Consider the following 25,863-nt stretch of genomic DNA (forward strand, 5'->3'; position numbering starts at 1 on the left):
CCTAAAACGGCTTTTCGGATTAATTTATCACTCCAGGTTACTTTTTCTACCAACCAAGGTCTGTTGATTCGCGTTAGTTTTGAAGACGCTTCTTTGTCTAAAACAAAAACAGCATTATTGTGTTCCTGTAAAAACGAAGCCGGAATCTGATTGGTCACCTCATCTTCAACTGATTTTTTGATCACATTAGATTTTCCTTCACCCCAAGCCATCAAAATAACTTGTTTGGCTTCCATGATTTTTTTAACTCCAAGTGTAATTGCAGTTCTAGGCGTATTACTTAAACCGGAAAAATCTTTACTTGCGGCAACTCTTGTAATATGATCTAGAGCTACCAAACGCGTTTTTGAGTTTTGAAGTGAACCCGATTCATTAAAACCAATATGTCCGTTTCCTCCAATTCCAAGAATCTGTAAATCGATTCCACCTAAGGCTTCAATTTTAGCTTCGTAATCGTGGCAGTAATCTGCAATTTGTTCTTTGGTTAAAAGTCCATCGGGAACATGGAAGTTTTCAGGTAAAATATCGACATGGTCAAACAGTAATTCTTTCATAAAACGAACATAACTGTTGATAGAATTAGGTTCCATTGGATAATATTCATCCAAATTAAAACTAATTACGTTTTTAAAACTCAAACCTTCCTCTTTATGAAGACGTACTAACTCTGCATACAATCCTTTTGGTGAAGAACCGGTTGCCAGACCTAAAATACAAGGTTTATTTTCTTTTTGTTTGGATTGAATTAAAGCTGCAATTTCCTGAGCAACCGCTTTAGAAGCCTCATTAGAATTTTCAAAAACTACTGTATTGATGTTTTCAAATCGTTTTTCGAAGCCTGTTGCTTTGTCTACTATACTTTTTATCATTTTATATTTTTTGGATCAAGGAATAATAAACTAGTTTTCATTAGATGGTTTTCCTATAGTAGCCAGAATTCCTCCATCAACATAAACAATATGACCATTAACAAAATCACTTGCCTTTGAACTTAAAAATATTGCAGCACCTTGCAGATCATCAGGATTTCCCCAGCGTCCTGCAGGTGTTCGCTGCATGATAAATTCATTAAATGGATGTCCGTTTACTCTAATCGGAGCCGTTTGGCTGGTAGCAAAATAGCCGGGACCAATTCCGTTGATTTGAATATTGTGTTTGGCCCATTCTGTAGCCATATTTTTGGTCAGCATTTTTAAACCTCCTTTAGCAGCTGCATATGCGCTAACGGAATCTCTCCCAAGTTCACTCATCATAGAGCACATGTTTATAATTTTACCACCTCCTCGGGTTATCATTCCTTTGGCAATATTTTTAGAAACTATAAACGGTCCGGTTAAATCTACTTTAATAACAGCTTCAAAATCGGAAACTTCCATATCAATTATTGGAGTTCTTTTGATAATTCCGGCATTGTTTATTAAGATATCGATTGGACCAACTTCCGTTTCGATTTTATTAATAGCGTCTATAACCGCCTTTTCATCGGTTACATCAAATAGATACCCATAGGCTTCGATACCTTCTGCTTTATATTCGGCAATTGCATGATCAACCGCTGCTTGCGAAGAATGATCGTTTACAACAATTTTTGCACCGGCCTGTCCAAGACCTTTGGCCATTGCCATTCCCAAGCCATGAACTCCTCCCGTAATGAGAGCTGTCTTTCCTGTTAAATCAAATAAATTAAATGACATTTTTTATATTTTATAGTTAGTAATTATTGTTTGTTTTGGCGAATAGTAATGGTCAACGGATTTTTTAATTGTTCTTGAAAATTATTTAAGTAGTCAAACCATTGCTTCGAATTAGTGATTTCTTGCGCCTTATCCCAACAGGCACCGGTATAATAGACAATTGGACTGTTATTTGTAACGGTGGTTTTGGCTAATATTTGGGTTTTATCGATCCACATGGTGGCGGTTGGATTGCTTAATATGGAACCTACCCCTGTAGTACCATCCTGAGCAAAAGTAGGTTCCCAATAGGCAAGAATACCTTGTTGTTCGTTTAAAGAAATTACACCCGCCTCAGCTCTTTTTATGATTCCTATTACAACAGGAATTGGTTTATTATCTTCAAAAGTGTAGACGTTTTCTATTCGGTTAAGCTGTGATCCGGCATCTATGGAAATGGTTTTTGTAACTTTAATTTTAATTTTGCCCGCATCCCAAGTATCGTAAATAAGTTGAAAAGTGGAGCGTAAAGGACCATTGTCTAAAACTTTGTATTGGTGGTAATTTGCCGAATAACGAATCGTATCGTTTATGTAGGGCGCCATATTGCCTGCGCCTAAGGAATAGCCGACATGATAATAATCCATTCCGTTGCCGCTGTCTACATGATAATTTCCTGTTTTATAGCGTTCATTAAGAATCATTTTTTTGGTTCGTTTTACCCAAACATCAAATCCATAGGCATCTTCATTTGATTTTTCTATTGCTTTTCCATAAGCGCGAAAAGCAATTTTATCGTTCTCCCATGCAAAGTCGTCTTTGCGTTCCGGCACATAACGGGCATAGGTTTTGGTTTCAAATAAATTGGGTTTGCCTTTTTGGAGCATAAGATTTAGAGATGATTTTGGCTTCACATCGATTTGAATCAATACATTTTGAATTGAAGATTTACCAAGATGTTCCAACTGGTATGGAACCTGTTTTTTTGTATTTTGATTAATAATCACAAAATTTGCGGTGTCTATTTCGGGAAATGCAGTTGTAATGTTTTCCCATTTAATGGCGGTCACAGCTTCTTGTCTTGCTATAGCCGAATTGTTTTGAATCGTAATAATTGCCTTTGTTTGCCCAAAAAAGAGCGTAGGAAAAAGGAAGATCAGGCCTATCAATTGAATGGATTTCATATGGTTTGTTTTTATTTATTTTTAAGTTTTTTAAATGAAAATCACTTCTTTAGTAGTTCAAATAGAGCACGAGAGAGGGTACTCGTTTCCAAATGATTTGCCATTTGGACGAGATTAAACTTCGATAAATTTGAATTTATAATTAAACGCTTCGTTGCCGGAAAGTGTTTAATGACGAAGGGAATAGTATATTATTTTTTTATGTTTTTAGTCACTTTCATTTATGTCATCTGTTTTTGCTAAATATTCGCTTGGCATGCATCCATAGTGCTGTTTAAAGGCTGTCGAAAAGTAAGAAGGAGAATTAAAACCACACATGTAGGTAACCTGAGCAATGGTATAACGCCTGCTTTCCATTAATTCTACCGCTTTTTTGAAACGGATTCTTTTTATAAAATCGATTGCTGACTCTCCTGTAATAGCTTTGAATTTAAGATACAGGTTGGAACGGCTCATCCCTATTTCCCTGCTGAACTGATCTACCGAAAATTCTGAATTGGCCAGATGTTCTTCGACGATGTTGATCGCTTGTTTTAGAAATTCTTCATCAAGAGGGTTAAAGGCAATGTTTTCCGGAATCATTTCTTTACCAATTGAATAGTGTTCTTTCAACCTTTTACGGGAACGAAGCAGGTTTGTTATTTTTGCGGCTAATAAAGGAGTTGAAAAAGGTTTTGTTACATAATCATCTGCGCCCATTTCTAATCCTTTGATTTGTTGACTGGTTTCGGTACGTGCTGTTAATAAAATCAATGGAATATGAGAGGTATTGATGTTCTGTTTTACTCTCTTGCAAAAATGCAGACCATCAAGTTCATGCATCATAATATCACTTATAATCAAATCAAAAGGATGTATTTCCAGTAATTCTAAGGCGGCTTGACCATTTGAGGCTGTACTTACTTCATAGATTGTACTAAAATAGTCCCGCAGATAATCTAAGATTTCGTCGTTATCATCAACAATCAATAATTTTATAAGCTGTCCGCTTTCCTTGATTTCATTTTCCTCCGGAAAAGTATCATCTTCACCATCAACTTCACTATCATTGGTTATTGATAATTGATATAAGGAATCCTCCGCCTGCGAGTCGTTTTTATAAATGAAATCTGCTGTAGGTATAGAAACTGTAAAAGTACTGCCTTTGTCTTCTGCACTTTCGACCGTAATTTTACCGTGATGCAGTTCTACCAGACGTTTGGTAAAAGCCAAGCCAACGCCGGAACCCAGATTCATTTCGCGATTGTTTACCTGATAAAAGCGATCAAAAACTTTAGATAAATCCTGCTCACTTATACCAACACCGGTATCGGTAACTTTTATGGCTATACTATCAGTAACTTTTAAAAGTTCTATCTGTATAGTTTGGTTGCTTTTGGTGTATTTGAAGGCATTAGACAAGAGGTTAAATAAAATTTTCTCCATTGCATCCTTATCAAAGAAAAAGGTAAGGTTGGTTTCGTTGGTATGAAAAGTATAATGAATGTGGTTTTTTTCTGAAAGTGGTTTGAAGGACTGATAAATTTCATGGGTAAAACTTACAATATCACTTTTGCTTACTTTAAGTTGTTTTGTCCCCATTTCGGTTTTTCTAAACTCAAAAAGTTGATCTACTAAATTGTACAATCGTTTTGCATTGATAAACATCAATTCGTGTTTCTTTTTTGTGATTTTATCGGTAAAAGGCATCTTTAATAATTCTTCTAAAGGAGCCAAAATCAAGGTTAAAGGTGTTCTAAGTTCGTGTGATACATTGGTGAAAAAATCCATTTTAACCTGATTAATGTAATTGGCTTTTTCCTTATCAATGCGCTCTAATTTTAACTGCTGTAAGGCTTTTATCCTTTCTTTTAATATTCGAAAAGCGATATAAGCGGCTGCGGATAATACTAATAACAGTAATAAAGAAAACCAGAATGTTTTATACCAAGGTGGTAATATTTTAATTTTTAAAGTTCTAATCGAACTCATTTCTCCATTTGGACCAACGGCTTTAATTTGTAATTTATAATCGCCGGCAGGTAAGTTGCTATAGCTGATTTTTAATTCTTCCGTTCGTTGCCAATCTTTATCCTGACCTTCTAACTTGTAATAATAGTAAGTACGATTAGAAGAGATATAATTAAAAGTATTGAAAAAGATGCTGAATTGCTTGTATTCAGGTCCAATTTCCAGCACATTTACCTGATCGATATGCTTTTCCAGAATGTCAGTTTCATCTGCTACTGCAACAACTTTATTTAAAACTTCCAGGGCGGTAAAACTAAGTTTAAGAGGAAGCGGACGTTGTTTGATCTTTTTAGGATAGAAGTAGGAAATCCCCTTTATACCTCCAAAGAGCATCATTCCATCTTTGGCTTTGCAAAATGAATATTCATTAAATTGTTTGTTTTGCAGTCCATCACTTTCGTCAAAATTTTGAACAGTGCCCTTATCCGGATTGAATTTTACCAGTCCGCGATTGGTAGAAATCCAAAGATTTCCATCATCATCTGAAAGTATTCCGTAGATTGTTTCTTCGGTAAAATCTTTTCTTGTTTTAAAACTGGTGAAGGTTTCTTGTGCTTCATTGTATAATAAAAGTCCTTCCCGGGTTCCAATCCAGATTCGGTGTTTTTGATCTTCAGTAATACAATTTATAATATCATCACTGGGTTTGCCGTGTCCTACAACTCCAAACAAAAAATTATCGGGATAAAATAGGGTCACTCCATTTGTGGTACCAATCCAGATGCGATGTTTGCTGTCTTCAAAAAGGAAATTAATATTGTCTGAAACAAGTCGTTTTCCTGCTTTATCAAGAAGGATATGGGTAAATGATTTTTTTTCTATATGAAATTGATCCAGTCCGGATTTTGTACCTACCCAAATACGATTTTTAGAGTCTTTAAGAATGCTGTACACCAAATCTCCTGCAATAGAATTTGGATTGTTCTCATCATGACGAAAACGCTCTACCATCCCGCTGTTGGGATTAAGTAAATTTAAGCCTCCATTATGCGTACCGGCTAGTACATTTCCGTTATCATCAAATGCAATTGCTTTAATGTTATTAGAACTTAAACTTTTTGGATTGTTTTCACTGTTAGAAAAATAGGTAATGGTATTGGTCGTTTTATTCCAATAATTTATTCCTTTATCGTTGGTTCCAATCCAAAAGTTGCCTTTTGGATCTTGTTTAATGACACCTATAACTTCGTCATTTAAAGAAGGTTTACCTGAGTTTTGACTTAAAAGATTAAAATTAATATCATTTTTATGGTAGTAGTTTAATCCCGCATAATACGTTCCGAGCCAGATACCGTTTTGTTTGTCTTTGAAAAAACAGCGCACAGAATTCTGGCTAATCGTAAAAGGCTGTGCTATTTGATGGTAATAATTTTTAAAAGTAGAATTGTTGGGATTAAAAATAGTAAGGCCTTTAAAAGTGCCCAGCCAAATATTTCCTTCTGTATCTTTGCCAACACATCTAATATTGTTATCTGCGGCACTGTTTGGGTTGGTCGTATGCAGTAACGAACTAATCTGTTTGGTCTGCGTGTTGTATGTTAATACTCCGTCACCTTCCGTTGCAATCCAGAGTTTGTTTTTATCAATGTATACATCATTTATATAAGGCTTTTTTTTGCCTAAATCAATTTTTACCAATTGATGCACTGCAGGTTTCAGTTTAAACAGACCAACATCTGTACCTAAAATAATTTGCTGCTGCCAAATCCCGACATAGTTGATTTTTTTTATCTCATGAGAAGAAGCATTGAATTTTACAGGTGTGAAATTTTTGCTTTGTGGACTTAATAAAAAAACATCTCCGGCATTAGAAACTGCCCATATTTGATGTAAATGATCTTCTGCTATAGAAGAAATAAACCATTCTCCTAAGCTGCCGGGAAGTTTATAATTTACAAAGCTGTCTGTGTTATAGTTGTAGATGCTGACTCCTTTATTTCCTCCAATCCATAATTGTCCTTTGTGGTCTAGGAATAAACTGCGGATATAATAGGACTGCAGACTGTTCTTTTGACTTTTTAAAGGGCGATATACTTTAAATCGTTTACTATCGTAGCGATTTAACCCATCTTGAGTTCCAACCCAAATAAATCCCAGTTTATCCTGCTGTATGGCAAATACAGAGCTTTGTGACAAACCTTTGTCTACGGAGATATTACGGAAATTACGATCCGGTAATTGTGCATAATTCTTAGATGTAAAAAGAACAATGCACAGTATAGCGAGGATGGTAAGTTTTTTTCTCATAAGGGGTATTTGTCGGTTCCGTTTTTTTAAAATAGCGCTCTATTGCGAGTCTGTCTAAAAGTCAATTTGGAAAACTAATTTACAGAAAAATAAGAGTGGTTTCTAATCTAATTTTTTATCGTATTTGACCACATCCGGCAGTTCATCAACGGCTTCTGTGATATCCCATTTTTTGCTGTCCATTTCTAATAATACAGAGCTGCCGGCAATTTTTGGGATATAGTTTTTGCCTTCAAAATTAATCGGAACATTGCCATAACTGAATAGGGATTGTATCGTTTTATTGGAAACTTGAAAGGCACTGGCTTGATCTCCGTCTAATTGCGCTTGTATTTCCCAGTTTCCTACTTGAAAATGTGCTAATCCATTATTACTATTGAGCCTTTTTATAATTTCCGTTTTTCCGTCTTTAATTTGAATGATCGTTAGAAATCTAAATTTTTGTTTTGCTTCTGAGGTGATTCCGGCGTGCCATTGTTCTTTAAAATCCTTTATCTGGCCTTCATCATTGGTTACCTTATTCCAATTGACAGCCGGCTCAAAAAATTTGTTGTGCACTTGCATTTTCAAGGGACTGTTTGCGATTACTTTAGCGCTTACATTTCCTAAGTCACTATTGACAATAAAGTTTTGTTCTGCCGCATTTTCAGTATTTTGCGCTTCGATTGTATAATAAGGACACTGAAACTGTGTGGTCCATTTGACAGGAGTTTTTGCTTCTAATTCATCATACAAAACAATATAACCTCCTTCTAACTGTAGCATATGTCGACGGTAAACGGTAACTCCGGATTCGCCATAACCATTTGTTTTATTAGGGACTACATTAATTTGTTTAAAACGATTTAACCAAAAATCACTTTTAATTTCGCCATAAGCATTACCGGCATCTCCCAGTGCATATTGGATATGTTTTCCCGAAATAGCCCTTGGAATCCAACCGTAACCTTCTTCTCCGATTTTTTGATTTAAACTGTCGGCCAATATAGTATTATAAGCCTTAGAAGTACGATAATCCAGAAGATTGTGTTTATCACTAAAGTTGCTGTAATACCCGGTGCCTCCAAAAATTACTTTTCCTTTAAAATTAATGGTAAAAGCATTTTGAGAAGCATGTCCGTGTCCCGAAGAACCAAACGGACTGCTAATAAGATAACTGCTCAGTGTTTTATTAGCATCCTTCAGATTTTCATGCATTGCAACCACCCCGATATCGGCAAACTTTCGCGTTTTAGGCAAGTCGGCAGGTGAGGAAACGGCTAAGGTTTTGTTTGGTTTATAATTCAATAAACGGAAAAGCAAATAATCATCGGATCCTTTAAAGTAATCCGGATGTTCTTTTTTTATTTGTTCAACATACCAATTTAAATAAGGATTATTCATTTTATAAGTAAGTGCTTCAGCAAACCAGGCTTCTCCTTTTACGATATAAGGAATGTTCTCCCACATATCTCCCGTTGCTGTACTTGCAGCGTCGGTGGGATGTGTGTATAACAGATAATACGGCAGGTTTTCCATCCATGGTAATTTAAAATAATCAACACCACTAAAATCACCAAACATCTGTGATAAGTAAATGATGGATTTAAAATTCACTCTAAAATACCCGTTTCCTTCGTGCCAGCCGCCATCTGTGGTGCCTAATACAGGAAAACGTGCCGACCAGACTTCGTACATATAGGTGAGCCATTCTTTGGCTTCCGGAACATCATTAATTACTGCAACGGTGGCTATCGCTAAGTTGCGAAGCGTAATCTGCCAAACATGATTGTCGCTGACATGCAGCTCAAAACGATTTGGTAAATGACTGTAAACCCGTTTAGCTCTAATGGTAATTATATTTTTAAAAATTTCTTTTTCCTGCGGGTTCAGAAAGTCATAACCTGCATCATAAAACCATCCTAAGGCCTCGAGCACGGCACCGCTGGTAAAATCATCACCTGTCGCCAATCCATTTGGGTTCATATTGGCAATATTCAGGGCTCTGCGTTTGGCATCAAGAATAAAACGTTTGTCTTTAGTCAATTGATAAGCAATACATAAGTTTCTAACGGGAGTACCTACTGCATCACCAAAACCATGATACATTCGCTCGACAATAATCTTTTTTTCTAATTTATTTTTACCGGTGGTATCAATGACACGTTGGGGTTTTTCGGTAGGAAGAGGAGCCAGCATTAGTTTTTCTGCGAAAGCAATAAATTTCTTAGCCTCCGGATTTTCTAAATTATTCTTATAAAAATCCGCTCCGATGCGATTCATATCCCATAAAAGGGGATGTGCTCCTTGGTTTCTTTTTAAAACGGCGCTTATTGGAGGCGATACTTTTTCGTTAGCATATTTAGGATCAATTACGAAATCATAAACCGGTGACCAGGTCCATTGGTTGCTTCCTTTTAATGCATAAGCGTATTTCCAGTACCATTTTCCGGGTTTTAAAGGCTGGTGTAAAGGATAAACTGCCCAAGCTTGTTCTGAACCGGTAAGCAAATCTTTGGTGAAATTCTTATCACTGGCCAGCATTACTTTGTAACGGACTTTACCAATATTTGGATCTTCAGGCACTTCGCTTCCGCTTTCCATTGGTTTTACCATTGTTTGGCCATTAGTAGCAGGCCAAAGTAAAGCCGGAGCATTGGTTGGCACCGTTATTCCATTTACGGGATAAGGCCATTCTCTGACTCTGGAATGCAATTTTTCAGCATTCAATTTAATTATAGCCGGTTGCTGTTGACCGAAAGTATGTAAGGTAAGAAGTAAAAGCGATACTATAATTATTCCTTTTTTTATCATTTTTTCTACTAGTTTATTTTCTAAATCTTTTATAATCCGGAAACGAATTGGTCTCCATTGTTTTTGCACCATTGTCTCAAATAGCGGCGCATTGCGATAAGTTCTTTTTTGTAGACTTTATCTACTGCCAGATTTGTTATTTCTCCCTGGTCTTTGGTTAAATCAAAAAGTTGTTCTTTGATAGCTCCTTTATTATAAACAATGTATTTGAAATTTTTAGTGATTACGGCACGGCCACTAATACCCAAAAGTTCTTCATTATCGGCAAAATCAGTTTCTATTACCAAAGTATCACGAAGATTTAGGCTAGGATTTGCTATTTTTTTACTCAGGTCAACACCTTTCAAATAGGCAGGTTTTTTAACGCCTGTAAAACCGCAAATTGTTGGAATAATATCGGTGCCATTACAAACTAACATTTCATCGGTGCGTGGTTTCCATTCGCCAATTTTTGAAATAATAAAAGGTATTTTGGCCGCTTCTTCGTATAAAATTTGTTTTTGATTCCAGCTGTGGCCTGCGTAACCATCACCATGGTCGGCTGTAAAAACGATAATGGTATTTTTTTCAATATTATATTTTTTCAAGGAAGCCAGCACCATTTCAATATAAACATCAACTTTTTCAACCAAGCGGTTGTATGCCCAGCGATATTGACGCCATTGGTCGCCATTCCAATTAACGGTAGGATAGGTGCGAAAACTTACTTTTTGCTGTTCGCGTACAATTTTAGGTTCAAAGTCCGGAATTTTCCAGTTTTCCGGAAGTGCAGGACACAAATCTGGCGGTGGTGCTTTTTCCAACAGATCCATTTTTAAATCCTCGTCTCGTGCCCATTCACAAATATCATGTGGATTTAAAAAAGATGCGACTAATAAAAAAGGAGTGTTTTTATTTTCTTTTATAAAACGAGCACAGAAAGAAGGCGTTGCGGCATCATTATAATCTTGAAAATCGGTATTCTCGATATATTCAAATCCATGTTGGCTTTTTTTGGCAGTTGGAACTGGTAAATGCCATTTGCCTACATAACCTGTTTTGTAACCTCCATTTTGAAAAATTTTACCCATCATTAACAAATCCTCAGGCCATTGTCCGTCTTTTTCAGGTGCATTACCTATAAAACCGGTTTCATGAGGCATTTTTCCACTCATAATTGCACTCCGTGAGGGAGAACATAAGGGCTGCGCGCAATAGGCTTTGGTAAAACGAACTCCATTTTGTGCTAGTTTATCCATAGCCGGAGTATGCAAATCTTTGTTACCGACAATGCTCATTGCATCAGCGGTTTGCTGATCTGTCATTATAATTAGAATATTCGGACGCTCTGTTGTTTGTCCATTAATGATTAATGGAATGCTTAAAAATAACAATAGACATACAACCAGACTGTTTTTTTGAAATAACATAATATCTCTTTATAAGATTATTTATTTGATTTGAGAGCACTCAAACACAAAACGAATTTAATTAGCAATAGGTTAATAACGTTTTGAATTTGTACAAAATGATATTAAATTTAGCTAAAATCTTTTATGAATAGTAGCTATGGTTTTGAATAGATTTTATAGTTCTTTGGAATATTAATGCAGCACATTAAGCACTGCATTAACGTCCAAAAAAAGAACAATTCTAAAAACGATTGCTCTATTTCTGTTTTATCGTATTGAAAATGCAAGTGCCGGAACATTTTTTCCAACCAGATCTTTGGGCAAGGAGACTTCTATCTTATCTCCCGTTTGTTTCCATTTTAAGGTTTTACCTGTTGAAAGCAATTTTAAGGTGCTTTTAGTAGGTATAATTCCTTTCCATTGAAGACTAACGGGAACTGAAGTATCTTCCTTTAGGCAAGCAATAGCATATTTAACTTTGCCATCTTTGGATTGTGTAAACCAAATATTTTCATCGTTATAAATAGCTGAGGTTCGCGTTGCATAAATCGCTTCTCCATTTTGTTTGAGCCATTGTCCCACTTTCTCTAAACATGTAGTCACTTCTTCAGGAAATTCTCCTTCCGGTGTAGGACCAACATTCAACAAAAAATTCCCTCCTTTAGCGACAACTTCTGTCAATTTATGAATGATATAGGTAGCGGATTTTATTTTATCGTTTTTTCTATACCCCCAGCCTTTACCAAGTGTCATGCAGGTCTCCCAAGGGTCATTAATTTGTTCTTTTGGGATAGATTGTTCCGGTGTTCTGTAATTTTCATAGGGTCCGTGTACCGTTCTGTCCACCATCAAAATGCCAGGCTGTGCCTCACGTGACATACGGGTTATTTCAGGCATATTTATATCTTGGCTGAAATCAGGGTATAAAGAAAAACCTTCGGGTCTTTTTTTACCTTGTTCCAATGGGCGAACCCAGCCGCCATCCAGCCATAAAACATCGATCGCTCCATAATGATGCATTAGTTCGCTAATTTGGTTATAGGTGAAATCCTGAAATTTTTTCCAGCGCCAAGGGTTTTTATTTCCATCATAATTTACATTTCTGTCCGTTGTGGCGTAACGAGGCCACCAAAAATATTCGGAATGCCAATCGGGTTTAGAAAAATAGGCCCCGATCATCATTCCTTTTTTGCGATACGCTTCAAAAATAAATTTGGTTACATCTGCTTTTGGATTTTTGGCAAAAGGTCCTTTAGTTATTCCATAATCGGACTCTTTGGTATCAAACATATTAAAACCATCGTGGTGTTTGGTGGTAAAAACAACGTATTTCATTCCAGCCTTCTGAGAAATTTCTGCCCACTTATCGGGATCAAATTTTGTAGGATTCATTTTTTCAGATAAACTCCAATACCACTTTTTATAATCTTCATAAACGACATTACTGTCTCGTACAAATCGTGGTTCGTTGCACAAGAGCCATGATTCACGAATTCCTTCTACACTGTAAATTCCCCAATGCATCATGATACCAAACTTTTGATCCCGCCATTTTTCTAATTTTTTTAATACCAGAGGGTCAGTTGGGTATTCATACACTTTCGAAGCCTCATAAATATCTGCAGGTCTTTGCGGTTGCTGCGCAAATGATACTATAGAAAGAAGCGCTATAAAAAAGGTTAGAATGTTTACTTTCATGGTTTAAAATTTTAATACCCCGGATTTTGACGTGTTATATTTTTATTTACGTCAGTTTCATTTTGTGGATAAGGATAGAGTTCGTGTTTTCCTTTTACAAAATTGGTAACCGCCGGATAGAAATAGTTGGAGCGAATGGCTTTAACTGCGGTACTGGTTTCTGTTATTTTATCGGATAAAATTCCCCATCTAATCAGATCAGATCGATGCATTCCTTCACCGGAAAGTTCCCAAGCTCTTTCCTGTTGTAATGCTTTTAAGAAATTATCTTTATTTAATCCGGCAGGAAGATGTATTTGTGTTGTTGTGGGTTTTGTCAAAAGTGTCGCTGTAGCTGTGGCTCCTGAGCCTTTTCCGTCAGTACTTGTAATGGTTATTGTGGGTGCCGATGTATAACCATCGCCTGAACGAAGCATTGCAATGGTACCTATTGTTCCGTTAGCAAGTGCGACTACTGCTGCAGCTGCATCTGTACCTCCGCCGCCAGTGATTTGAATTAGAACATTACCAGCCGCTGAATATCCTGTTCCTTTGTTGCCTAAGGTGATATTTATTCCGCTTCCTGTAATGTCTGCGCCAAAGCCTCTTCTTCTCACTTGATTAATAGCATCATAGGCAATCGCATTTGGACCTTCGTTTAATTCGTTTTCTATTTCGGCACGCATTAAAAGCAGATCCGAATAACGCATAACCACCCAATTGATGTGTGTATACGAACGTTCGAGTGTTGAATTAGTTTGATACTCACGACTCCACTTGGCTGTTGTCCACGATTCGTCTTGTCTTGCGGTTAACAGCGGGTTTTTGTTTCCAAGGGCGTTAATAGAGTAGGTTGCAATTGAAACATCTCTTCGTTGGTCGGCCGCGTTAAAACTGGTGTAAAATGGTTTTGGCACTAAACATCTTCCGGGAGTTGTTGCATATAAACTACTTGCAGCGGTCAATGGAGCATTAAAATAACCAACCCATGAGGCATTACCAATAGTTCCTGAGGGATTAAAAAAAGCAATTTGAAAAATGTTTTCAGTTGGCTCTAAAACATGCTGACATTGATTTTTAAATACTTTTGAGTAGGATGGATTTAACTTATATGGATTTTGAGCCATAATATCATTAATCTCTTTCTGAGCTATTAAATAGAAATCTTTGTAATTACCCGGTCTGGACATCGTTCCATTTGCACTTAATGAATAACCTCCGGCAAAAAGAGCGACTCTCGCCAATAGGGCTTTTGCGGCCCATTTATTTACGCGTTCATCTTTCGGTGTTTCTTCAGGTAATAGAGCAGCAGCTTCCTGCATGTCCTGAATAATTTGAGCATATATTTCTTTTCGGTCTACAAGAGCTCCTCTTAGATCATCACCTGTTTGTGAACTTTTAATTTTAAATGGCACATCACCCCATAAACGGACTAATTCAGAATAATAAAAACCACGCAAAAACTTAGCCTCGCCAATATAGCGGTTCAATTGATTTTTTTGATTTTGTGTACCATTAGTATATAAATCCATTTGAGGAATTTTTTCTACAACTACATTTGCGCGGTCAATTCCCTGATAGAATTTAGACCAAACTGTATATAATGCATTTGTTTGTGAAATTCCCTGATAATGAGCGATGGTTCTCCAGTCGTCTGAACCTAAGCCGCTTATTTGTAAAATATCTGTATCCGCATCAAAGACAAAAGGGATATACCAGCCATAAGTATCTCTTGAAGACATTGATTCGTAAACACCCAATGTAGCCATATTAGCCTGATCTGTATTAGAGAAAAAATTGGCACTTGTAAAATAAGAATACGGAGTTACTTCTAATTCGTTATCACAAGAATTTAAGAGGAATAATAAGCAGGCTATTCCAGCTGCGATGCTTATTTTTTTATGGGAAAATAACTTATTTTTCATTTTCTGAATTTTTAAATTAAAGTGAAATACTTAGTCCTGTGATAAAAGATTTGCTTCTAGGGTAAGCACTAAAATCTACTCCTCTGGTTATCGCATTATTACTCACACTTACTTCAGGATCATAGCCTGTATATTTAGTAAATACATATAAATTGTATGCCGTAAAATAAATTCGGAAGTTGGAAATTTTAGACGCATTTAACCATTTTTTGGGTAATGTATATCCTAAACTTACGTTGTTGATTCTCAAAAAGGAACCGTCTTCGATAATATCACTGTACAAACGTCCTGTCGTATTACCATTATAAACAGGATTGGTTTTTCCTTGGTTTAAAGCAGCAAGCTCGTTTGGATTTGTAACAACATTTCCGTCTGAATTTATAGACATCCATCTGTTTGAATACATATCTAAAGTGTTTAAATTCTCTAAATTAAGTCTTGAGTTATTTAATACATTGGCATTATAGATATCATTTCCGACACAGAAATCAAGGAAAACGCTAAAATCAATTCCTTTGTAGCTAAAAGTATTGTTTAGACCTCCGGTATATTTAGGATTTGAATTACCAATGGCAGTTCGGTCTAAATCATTTATAATTCCGTCCGGTGTTCCATTCGGACCGCTGATATCTTTAAATTTGATAAATCCGGGTTGTACCACAATATTATCTTTTACCACACCTGATTTTAGAGCATAAGTATTGGTTGCCTGATTGTAGTCAAAATCGTTTACCTGATATAATCCGTCTCTGACATAACCGTACATAATACCGACCGGTTTACCAACTTGTAAGATGTAGTCATTAGTGGTTGTATAACTATTGGTAATAAGTGAAGTTTCACCTTGGCTTAATTCCAAGACTTTGGTTTTATTAAAGGCAATATTAAAACTGGAACTCCAATTAAAATGATCTGTTTTAATATTTGTCGTATTTAACGTAAATTCTAGTCCACGGCTGGAAGTCGCTCCAATATTTTGAAATTGCTGGCTGAAACCGGAACTTGCAGGGACGCGGGTATTGTACAACAAATCTTGAGATTTATTATCGTAAAGTTCTGTCGTAAGACTGACGCGTTGTTTAAAAAAACCTAAGTCTAAACCAATGTTGGTTGATTTTGTTGCTTCCCATTTCAAGAACGGATTAGGGAGGTTGTCTTGGTAAGCAGTTGCGGTCTGCTGATTGTTGAGCGGATAAGATCCGGAATCAAAAATACCTAATGCAGCATAATTTGCAATACGATTATTTCCTGCTTCACCATAACTTACACGCAGTTTCAAATCCGAAAACTGAGGGATGCTTCTCATAAAATCTTCTTCAATAATTCGCCATGCTAAAGAGATTGACGGAAAAAAGCCCCATTGGTTTTCAGTACCAAATTTCGAAGATCCATCTGCTCTTAAACTGGCAGATAAAAGATATCTGTTTTTGTAAGAATAATTTGTTTTTCCGAAAAAAGACAGTAGTTTATCATCTTCAGCGTAGGTGGTAGGAATTCCTGCAATCGTTCCTAATTGCAATTTGTCCCAGCTTAAGTTAACGTCCGGAAATACTGAAGCTGAAGCAGACATTCCTTCGGCATAATTATAAATATATTCTTGTCCTGCGGTGACATCTAATTTATGCTTTTCGCCAAATTTAGTACTGTAGGTTAGAACGTTATTATAATTCAGACGTGTAGCAGTATTGTGTGTCACAGAACCATTAGCTCCACCGCTTCTGATTGCTTGAATACCTTCGGCACCGTTAAATAATTTGTACTTATAACTATTGTCAGAATAATTGATTAATCCGGTGTAGGTCAAATGTGGCGTGATATTGTATAAGAGCTGAAAACTCATATTTAGCGTTTTTTTGATGGTTTCTCTTTGCTGATTTTCTATAGTAAGCACCGGACTTTGAAAAACGGGAGAATCTTGATTGTCTAATGGGTCAACTACAAGGGTTTTTAAATCTTCATCGACACCATTTTTTCCAATTGTTGGTCTGTATTGTAATAAAGCCTGCAGCATACTTAATCGGGCATTTCCGCCTTCTCCTGTAGACAGGCCTGTAATTTTTTGATTTGAAAAATTTACAATAGAATTAATGGTGAATTTCTTGCCTACTTTATTGGTCACAGAAAGCTTCGCGATGTTTTTTATAGACTCACTTCCCAGCATAATACCCTGATCGTTATTATTCGAATAAAAGACATTGTATTTAGTATCATTTTCGCCACCACTAATACTCAATTTATGATATTGGCTTACCACAGCTTTACCAAAAACTTCCTCTTGCCAATCGACACCTTGTCTGTTTTTGTATAAACCTTCCAACTCTTCAAAAGTGCCGTAATTATTTGTGAATTTTTGCAATCTTGCCGGATCGGCTAATGCTCCTTCGTACATTAATTTCACATAATCGTAAGGTTTCATTACGTCCAGCTTATTTGCTAATGTTTTTATTCCGCCATAAGTATCATAGCTTAAGGTAAGTTTTCCTCCTTTAGCTTGTTTTGTAGTAACCAAAACAACTCCATTTGCTCCCTGAGCTCCATAAATTGAAGTGGATGCTGCATCTTTTAAGACATCTACAGATTCTATATCCATTGGATCTAAAAAAGCCAATCCGGTAGTCTGAGCTACGCCGTCAACTACGTACAAAGGTTCATTACTTTGTGTAATAGAGGTTCCTCCTCTGATTTTTAGCGAAGGCTCTCCACCCGGTCTTCCGTCAGACATGGTGACCTGCATTCCGGCAATACGCCCTTGTAAAGCCTGTGCCACGTTTTGTACAGGGATTTTAGCCAGTTCATTACCTTTAATTGAGGAAACAGCTCCCGTAAGATCTTTTCTCGATTTTGTGCCGTAACCTACTACGACTACTTCATCCAGATTATTTGTGTCATCTTGAAGTCTGATATTGATACTGGTTTGGTTTTTAACCGGCTCTTCTTTTGTTTTGGTTCCGATGTAAGAAAAGACCAGTATGGCATTAGAATGTACGTTAATGGAATAAATCCCATCCATTGATGTCGTGGTACTGTTTGTTGTTCCTTTTTCAGAAACAGTCGCTCCCGGCATAGGCATCTTCTGCGAATCGGTTACCAGACCTTTTACAGTAATAACATCCTGTCCGTACATAACCTTACATGTGGTAAGCAGTAAAAATAAAAATATAGTCCTTTTCATAATCTATTGTAAAACAGGAATTAAATTGAAATTTTATCCCTAATTAATATTGTTTGGTTGATTCCCGTCTTTTTGAATAGTTTAAATTCTACTGTCTCAGATTCATTTAATTTACCTGATAAGTTGAAGCTACTAATTTCAAAAAGGGTATAAAATACTGTTGCTTCTTTTTTAGAGTTTGGTTTTCCTAAAAACAGCTGTATTGGTTTTTTCTTTAAGCAGAAAAGGATAACGATTTAGTAACTTAAAAAAAGAGTTGTGATGTTTTACTTCCGGGTGTAAAAACGGTTGGTGTGTTAGTTGATTCATTTTTTTTTGGTTTAGTCATGTTAAAAGTTTGATTTGATAAAAACAAATATAGAAATCGAGTACAAACGGTTGTTTTGAAAATAACTAAAAAGCTATTGAATTTGATTAATGTGTATGTGTAATGGTTGATTTTTAACGAAACAACCCGTATTTAGGAGTGTTCTTGAGGTTTTTAAAACAGCGTTTTTATCTTACTTTTTCAAATCGTATAACCATGTAAGCGTTAAATCAAAGGTATTGTAAGGTTAACTTTAATACTGTTTGGGTTTAATTATAATCTGGAATTTAATGGGTTGACTTTACCGATTAGGATCTTGTATTTATTTCAAATAATGGAAAAATTTTAAAAAATAAAATCATAAAAAAAAACACCTAAATAATTTCAGGTGTTTTACAGAGCACATTTTAATAAGGTGAAAAAATCAATCGATTAATTGGGCTGTTATTTTGCTTTTCTTGCCATTTACAGTAATGTTTAAGTCAATATTTCCTTTCTCAAAATCATTGTTTCTATTTGGCTTTACCCTTATTTCGGGAGCTCTATTGCCTTCATAAGGGAAAATGATCGTTGCAAATAGTTCATTCTTGTTTTCGTTTTTAATCTTTTCGAATACAAAGGCGGGTCTTTTTACTTCTTTCGCATATATATAGGAAACTTTTCCGTCTTCTTCAGTAAGTGTTACATGATCTGAATGTATTGCTTGTATCAAAAGATTATTGCCATCGGCATAAGTGGTATAAATCTTATTTTTGGCAGTATCAAAAACGGGTTTACTGTCTTCCTTTAATTGAAAATGGACGCCCAAATTCCCGGTTGCTTTACCAATGGCACGATCTATAATTACGAAATATTTTTTATCAATAAAGAAAACGGTACGCTGGTGATTTAAATCAGTATAACTAGGATTCGTATAGGTTAAAATATCTAAGTTTTTAGAGGTTTTCCACTTATTTTGTTGGGCTTTGGTAATGATCATATTCTCATTGTTCAAAGTCAAAGTACTGTGCACTTTGGTCTGGCGATACCAATTTCTCTTTTTGGTTATTTCTGCGTCACCGCTATAGAGATAGGAACCGCTGTCCGGTGTGAAATTCCTTCCTTTTACCCATAATTCGAATGTTCCATTATCGGGCTGAGCATGAAATTCAGCAGGAGGACCGGCTTTTAAAATCAAGACCGTCGATTGATCGTTCCATCCATTTCTAAAAGTATAAAAACCGGCATTTGGCAATTCACTTGATAAATAGTCAGGTACTTTACCTTTAGCGCCATTAGTAGCAAAATATTTCATTAATTCATTTTCCGGAAATATTTTTGACCAGTCTGTAAATTGTTTCATTCGTAAACGTTTTTCTACGGGCCAGGAATCACCAAACATTGGGTTGTTATAATCCGGGAAAGAGATATTTGCGACTGCCGTGATCATTTTTTCAATCGTTTCGCTGTAAGTGTTTGGAAATTCTTTCTCAACTCCAGCCATTTTAGCTGAATTATAAGCTTTCAAGAAAATATCAATGCAGGCAATATGATAGGTAGGGGATAGTTCCCATTGCACACCGTCAGGAAGTACTTGAAGTTTTATTTCACGATTTAAAACCTCGATACCACTTTTGCGCCACTCTTCTGCCTTTTTTAATTCCGGAAAAAAAGCTCCGGCGCCCAGAACACGTTGAGCTTCAAATAGTAGGTGGTTCCCTTCTTTACTATAATTTTCAGGAATATAAGAGGTTTGTTTGGCAAAGCTGTTTAGAAATTCCATTAAAAATGCCGGCGTGAAATTAGGTGATGCGACAAATAAATTAAACGTTCCGGGAAGACTTTGTATACGCTCAGAAACTTCTAAAGGACGCCACGCAATGTGATTGTTTTCGATAGAACGTCCTAAATAGTTTTTCTTTTCCCAATCACGAAACTGAAAAATCCACTCTTTGGCATATTTTTCCTCTCCACTGGCGCGGTAGGCGATACCCATACTTTGCCACCAGGTTACACGGTGCAGCTGCCAGCGAATTTCGTTATCTTTTATAGGCCAGTAATCCCAATTGATGTCTTTTCCATAATCAAAAAATCCATATCCTTTTTGCGGTTTAAATTGGTGTAGTAGGGCATTGTCTGCCTTTTCCTGATCTGCTTTTCCAATTTCTTTTCCTTTAAATTTAGCTTCATCGCCCAAATTAAAATCTGAGAGTTTACTATTTTTGCGAGTGCGATAATAGGTCAATAATTCATTCGCAGCATCAGTATACTTACCGGCCTCAAACAGTTTATTTACTTTTTCCAGTCCCGGAAAAGTAAGATTAACATTGTCGAAACTCGTTTTTGTAATTTCCTTTTCCTGAGCATTACCGAAAGAAATTGTCAATATTGCGAAAGTAAAAAGGATTGTTTTTATTAGATTTTTCATGCGGAATTTTGACTATTGTTTGATTAGCTTAACTGTTTTTTTATTCTGACCTTCTGTTATTTCCGCAAAGTATAAACCCGTTTTTAGCTCATGACCAACGGTGAACGTTTCACCACTTTTTGCATTTAAAAGTTTTATTTTTCTTCCTAACACATCAAAGATACTTACAGAATAAGTTTGATTGGGTTTTCCTGTAATGCTTAAATTAAATTCAGATTTCGATGGATTAGGAATTGCGGTTACGATGAACTCATTGGTTTCCTGCTCTGCGAGAGTTATTTCTTCTTTTGGGGTTTTACTGTAATCACTTTCACAACTACCAAGATAACAGCCGTGTGCTAAATGAGCTGAAACTGCATTTGAGGAAATGCAAAGTGTTTTATCGTGATTAGGGCTGCTCGTATGGCATAGGCTTACTTTTTTACCAGCACAAAGAATATTGGTTACAGTGATTTCTTTTGTTACGGTGAAGGAACATCCAAAGGCATCTGTAACAGTAACGGTATAAGGATGTACCCCTTCGACCGAAGGATTCACTAAAATACTGGCTGTTGTGGCACCATTATTCCATGTATAAGTATACGGCGCTTTTCCGTTTAGAGTAGTTGCAGTCAGGGTTAACGAGGATGGACCGTAACCTAAATAAATAGTGTTTGGTTTACCTCCCGGACTTACCGCATAAATATCGGGAATGTTTGCCGATAACTCACTGTTAATTGTAATTGTAGTAGTAGCGGTGCTGCTATTTCCGGCATGGTCGGTAACGGTCCATGTAATTGAGGATACTCCCACATTAAAATTACCATCGACATTTAGGCCATTTCCATCTCTATTGGTTGCGCCTGTAATGTGATAAAAAATAGATTTAATGTCGCAATTATCAACTGCTGTGACAGCCGGAAGTATATAATGATTCCCAGGGTCATAACATAGTGTAACAGCAGGGATAGAATTTATTGCAGGTGATTCGACATCGAGAACAGTAATTTTCTGAGTCGTTATGGCGGTATTACCATTCGTATCTACAGCGGTCCAAGTTACGATTGTTGTTCCTGAAGGAAAAAAATATGGAGCGTCACTAGTCACGCTTGCAACGGCACAATTATCTGAAACTTGAGGTTTTACTACTGTTAAAACTGCTCCACATTGATTTGGGTCATTATTTACTGTTATTTCTACAGGTTCTGAAAAAATAGGTTTTTCTAAATCTACTACCTTAATCTTAAATGTAGTGGAAGCGCTATTGCAGTCATCTGTTGCTGTCCAGGTTACAGTAGTCTCACCGGTATTAAATATTTTATTTGCTAAAGATCCGGTGCCAGTAGCTGTAGTGGCTCCGGTAAGCGAATAACTGTAAGTAGTTGCACTGCAATTGTTAATGGCTGTGATGTCTAATTCACTTTCTTTAGCGGTGTAGGTTCCTAAACCCTGATCGGTATTCTTCGTTATATCAGATTTATTAGGAATAGCAAGAATGGCTTTCGTTTGACCATTGAAAGTAAAATCATCAATACCTATTAAAGAAGTTCCGCTTGTTTTATCTGATCCGTACCAGTATAAACGTAGGGTAATGGGCGTTTTTACATTCGATAATGGAGACAGATCATAGGTAAGTGAAGTCGCTGAGGTGCCGGGAAAATTTTGAGGAGCTGTAATATCAGTGGTAAAACCATCTAAACTGGATCTCATAACATAGGTGCCCGGGTCTGTTGTATTTCCTTTCCTAGCCGTAAATGTAAGATTAGAAAAAATCACCTTATATCCATTGGCTGGTTGCAGTTTGAACTCAAAATATTGGTCCGGGTTAAAAGAAGTGGCAGGATCTGAAGAGGTTGTTTTATTTGTCCATCCGTTTATTAAAACCCTTCCGCTTAATGCTCCGGCAGTATTTAGACCTCCATTAGTACCATAGAAAAAAACAGGCATAGTACTGCCATCATTGAGAATGTTCAGATTTACAGTATTACCTGTAGTAATAGATGAGGTAAAATCGATAGGACCAATTAAAGCATTATTCCAGAGTTGGACTGGTGCACTGGCATTATTTAATTCAAAAATTCTAATATCATCGTGATAGGCGATACGAGTGAGCACATTGTCGCTGGTGATTACATCTCCGTTGGCATCTTTTCCCGCTTCTCGATACACTCCCCATTTGATATACCCGACATTTCCATTTTCGACATTTCCTGTAAAAGTGACAAAATTATTTTTATCCAGCATTAAGTTGTAATCGGCTTGATCAGGGAGTTTGGTGTATATTTTTAGATATCCGGTAGCAGCTGTAGACCATTTTACATCAATGCGAAAACGAATCCACTGATTAATATAGGGACGAAAATCAGACACCAGATCGTTTTGTTCCGTATAATTACGAGTAACGATCGAGTTACGTCTGGTCAGTATCCTAACAGGCAGTAACTGTCCGTCTGACATCTTTAACTGAAAAATATTATCACCGTAGGCCGGATTGTTACTGTTCCATTGCTCCCAATCTTTTAGTAAAACACTAAATTCATAGCGACGCTCATCTCCAGGAGAATAGCGAAATTGTTTTTCGGAAACGGCATCAGATTCGCTTCGATAGGATCCGTCAGAATAATAATCGGAATTGCCAAGGACAACTTTGTGAGCAACGGCATAATTACCTGTCGCGCCATTCGGAACCATATAAACGGCATCTGAAGCTAATGCATGAGTGGCTGTTACACCTGTAATACCTGAATTAGTAGTGCCGTTTTCGTAATCTACATTCAGAATCGTATTGGTGATACTTGGTGGTGGTGCCGCTGCTAAAAAATTAGTATAACTTATATCGTCGATACACAACACAGGTGCTGATGAGCCTGCGCCTATGTTCAGTAAATTCATTCCATTTAGAACCGTACCTTGTGTTAGCAGACCATTTCCGGAGTCAGCATTGGTGAGGATTTTAGTATTGTCGAGCCAGACATCAAAAGTTCCGGCCGGGAGGTTATGTGCCATTGGAGTTGCACCATTGTAAGTTGTATAGGAAGCTTCACTATTACTGTTATTCATGAAAAACTTCAATGTATAAACTTGATTTTTATTGATAGTGGTTTGCGTAAGCCCCGTTGTGGTATAGTTAGGACTGGCAGCCGCTGTAAGCCAGTCAAGATTTACACCGGCAGCAGTTGGAGATAGTCTTAAAGCAGCAAATGTTTGTGAGATATTTATGCCGCTTCCATTAGTGAAATTACTTCCATTACCGAAATAGAACAGGAATCTGCCATTTGTTCCGGATAAGACATTTATTTTGCATTGAAAAGTACCCACTGCTGTACCGGAAAAGGGAGCTAGTCCTAATTTAGCACCAGTTGTAGTAGTTCCACCGGTCATTTTAAGTTCAGCTCCGGTTCCTCCTGCATAACCATTAGTAGTTAGTTCTACAAAACCTTCCGCTGAAGTTGAAGCTCTTACATTCGCATCGCCTCCGCCGGCCGTTGGTGCAGGTAAATAAGTTGAACTATAAGTGCCGGAGACATAAGGCGATGCGGAAGTACTGCCAAAATCATAGGTCCAACTGGAATTTTGCGCATTTGATTCTAAAAAGGTAAACACACAAAGTAAAGCAAGTAATTTTTTTTTCATAATTATTGATTTTGATGTTTCTAAATAAAGCGTAATTATCAGGACTGCGTTTATATGTATTCTTTTAAGTAAACGGTATCTTATTCTGAGCGTATCCGATGTGCTGAGAATAAAATTTTGGCAAAATTCGATCTAGTTTAAAATATTTTTATAAGACTTATTTACTGCTGAAATATTTTAGGCAAGAACAGATTATAGAGAGAATCAATAGGCTTTTAATGGTTTCGTTCTTAATAAAAAGGGTTTAGATTTTTTTGATCGAAGCGTATCTTTTTAGAGCTTCCAGATAATAATAATCGGCGTAATCAAGAGGGGTGTCAATTTCTGAATTGTATAAAAATGCACCCACGCTATGTTTCAATATAAAATAGCCATTTTCTCCCGGTTTTGCTAAATAAGCATCGGATGATAAGGATTTTAGAATGTCTTCTGCATAATCAAAATATATTTTTCCATCTTTTACCTGTGTGCTTAAATCCAATAAACCAGAAGCAATGACGGCTGCTGCAGAAGCATCTCTTGGGGCTGGTACATCTGTATCCATTGCGTTGTGAACATCAAAATCCCAAACAGGTACTTTGTCTTTTGGCATGCGAGGATGATTCATGATAAAAGAGGCAATGTTTTTGGCTTGTTTTAAAAATTGAGGATTTTTAGTGTTTGCATAACACATTGTATAACCATATAGCCCCCATGCCTGACCGCGAGCCCAAGCTGAGTCGTCTGTTACACCTTGATGTGTCATTTTACGTAAAACTTTACCCGTTTGGGGATCATAATCTACAACATGATAGGAACTGTAATCTTTTCTGAAATGATTTTTCATCGTTGTTAAAGCATGGGTACTAGCTGCAGCAGCATACTTTGGATTCTTAAATTGATTTGCGCTCCAATATAAATACTCTAAATTCATCATGTTGTCTATAATTACAGGATAGTGTAACCAATCCCAAGAACGAATCGTTCCAACTTTAGGATTAAATCGAGCATACAGATTAGCAGCGCCATCTGCTAATACAGGCAGATAAACCCTATCTCCCGTAATTCTGTAGGCATTTCCATAAGAGCAGAAAAGCATAAAACCAACATCATGGGTGTTTTTTATATTTCGAATAGAATCAAGAGCAAGTGTAAATATTTTTGCTTTTTCTGCCAGTACTTTATCCCCGGTTAGCTCATACCCGTACCAGAGCGTACCGGGAAAAAAACCAGTTGTCCAATCGGTTAATCCTGCTAATCGTATTGTCCCATCAGGATTTATGGAACGTGGATTTTTACCAGGTTGATAAGTTTCGGCAGCTTTGTTTAATTGTGAATGAATTACTTCTGTTGTATTTTTAAACCATGCTGAAGAGGAGTCATCCCTCATTGGCTGAGCGGATAAACTTAACGTTAAAGTTGAAAAGGCTAAAAATAGATGGCAGATTTTTTTCATAGTTTATTCGTTTTATAGTATTCAGTTAAA

12 protein-coding genes are annotated in these 25,863 nt (G+C 36.6%); all 12 read right to left on the reverse strand.

Annotated features, from left to right (window positions below; all coding sequences use genetic code 11):
* Positions 1-869: glucosamine-6-phosphate deaminase (nagB, locus tag AB674_RS15705; RefSeq protein ID WP_047778138.1), on the reverse strand; the 869-nt coding region annotated here is incomplete at its 3' end.
* Positions 870-899: 30 nt separating this feature from the next.
* Positions 900-1,694 (reverse strand): gluconate 5-dehydrogenase, encoded by a 795-nt coding sequence (locus AB674_RS15710; RefSeq protein WP_047778140.1) that lies wholly within the window; start codon positions 1,692-1,694, stop codon positions 900-902.
* 23 nt (positions 1,695-1,717) lie between these two features.
* Positions 1,718-2,857 (reverse strand): DUF4861 family protein, encoded by a 1,140-nt coding sequence (locus AB674_RS15715; RefSeq protein ID WP_053004299.1) that lies wholly within the window; start codon positions 2,855-2,857, stop codon positions 1,718-1,720.
* A 207-nt stretch (positions 2,858-3,064) separates the two neighbouring features.
* Complete coding sequence (locus AB674_RS15720) at positions 3,065-7,114, reverse strand: two-component regulator propeller domain-containing protein (RefSeq protein ID WP_047778142.1); 4,050 nt, start codon at positions 7,112-7,114, stop codon at positions 3,065-3,067.
* Between the two features lie 102 nt (positions 7,115-7,216).
* The gene (locus tag AB674_RS15725) at positions 7,217-9,907 is read right to left on the reverse strand and encodes a DUF4962 domain-containing protein (RefSeq protein ID WP_047778293.1); all 2,691 of its coding nucleotides are present in this window, start codon (positions 9,905-9,907) and stop codon (positions 7,217-7,219) included.
* 29 nt (positions 9,908-9,936) lie between these two features.
* Positions 9,937-11,316: a sulfatase gene (locus AB674_RS15730; protein WP_053004300.1), complete on the reverse strand. Its 1,380-nt coding sequence runs from the start codon at positions 11,314-11,316 to the stop codon at positions 9,937-9,939.
* A 249-nt stretch (positions 11,317-11,565) separates the two neighbouring features.
* A complete protein-coding gene (locus AB674_RS15735) occupies positions 11,566-12,996 on the reverse strand; it encodes an alpha-L-fucosidase (protein ID WP_047778143.1) in 1,431 nt (476 codons plus the stop codon).
* Positions 12,997-13,007: 11 nt separating this feature from the next.
* Entirely contained in the window at positions 13,008-14,900 is a 1,893-nt protein-coding gene (locus AB674_RS15740; RefSeq protein ID WP_047778146.1) for a RagB/SusD family nutrient uptake outer membrane protein, read from the reverse strand.
* A gap of 16 nt (positions 14,901-14,916) precedes the next feature.
* Positions 14,917-18,072: a SusC/RagA family TonB-linked outer membrane protein gene (locus tag AB674_RS15745; RefSeq protein WP_047778148.1), complete on the reverse strand. Its 3,156-nt coding sequence runs from the start codon at positions 18,070-18,072 to the stop codon at positions 14,917-14,919.
* Between the two features lie 731 nt (positions 18,073-18,803).
* Positions 18,804-20,786, reverse strand: coding sequence for a heparin-sulfate lyase HepC (hepC, locus tag AB674_RS15750; protein WP_053004301.1), 1,983 nt, complete (start codon positions 20,784-20,786; stop codon positions 18,804-18,806).
* Between the two features lie 12 nt (positions 20,787-20,798).
* Positions 20,799-24,398 carry a heparin lyase I family protein gene (locus tag AB674_RS21960; protein WP_053004302.1) on the reverse strand — a complete coding sequence of 1,200 codons (3,600 nt, stop codon included), beginning with the start codon at positions 24,396-24,398 and terminating at the stop codon, positions 20,799-20,801.
* Between the two features lie 244 nt (positions 24,399-24,642).
* A complete protein-coding gene (locus AB674_RS15760; RefSeq protein WP_047778150.1) occupies positions 24,643-25,833 on the reverse strand; it encodes a glycoside hydrolase family 88 protein in 1,191 nt (396 codons plus the stop codon).
* Positions 25,834-25,863 lie beyond the last annotated feature (30 nt).

The sequence above is a fragment of the Flavobacterium sp. ABG genome, from assembly GCF_001027725.1.
Lineage (GTDB): Bacteria > Bacteroidota > Bacteroidia > Flavobacteriales > Flavobacteriaceae > Flavobacterium > Flavobacterium cupriresistens.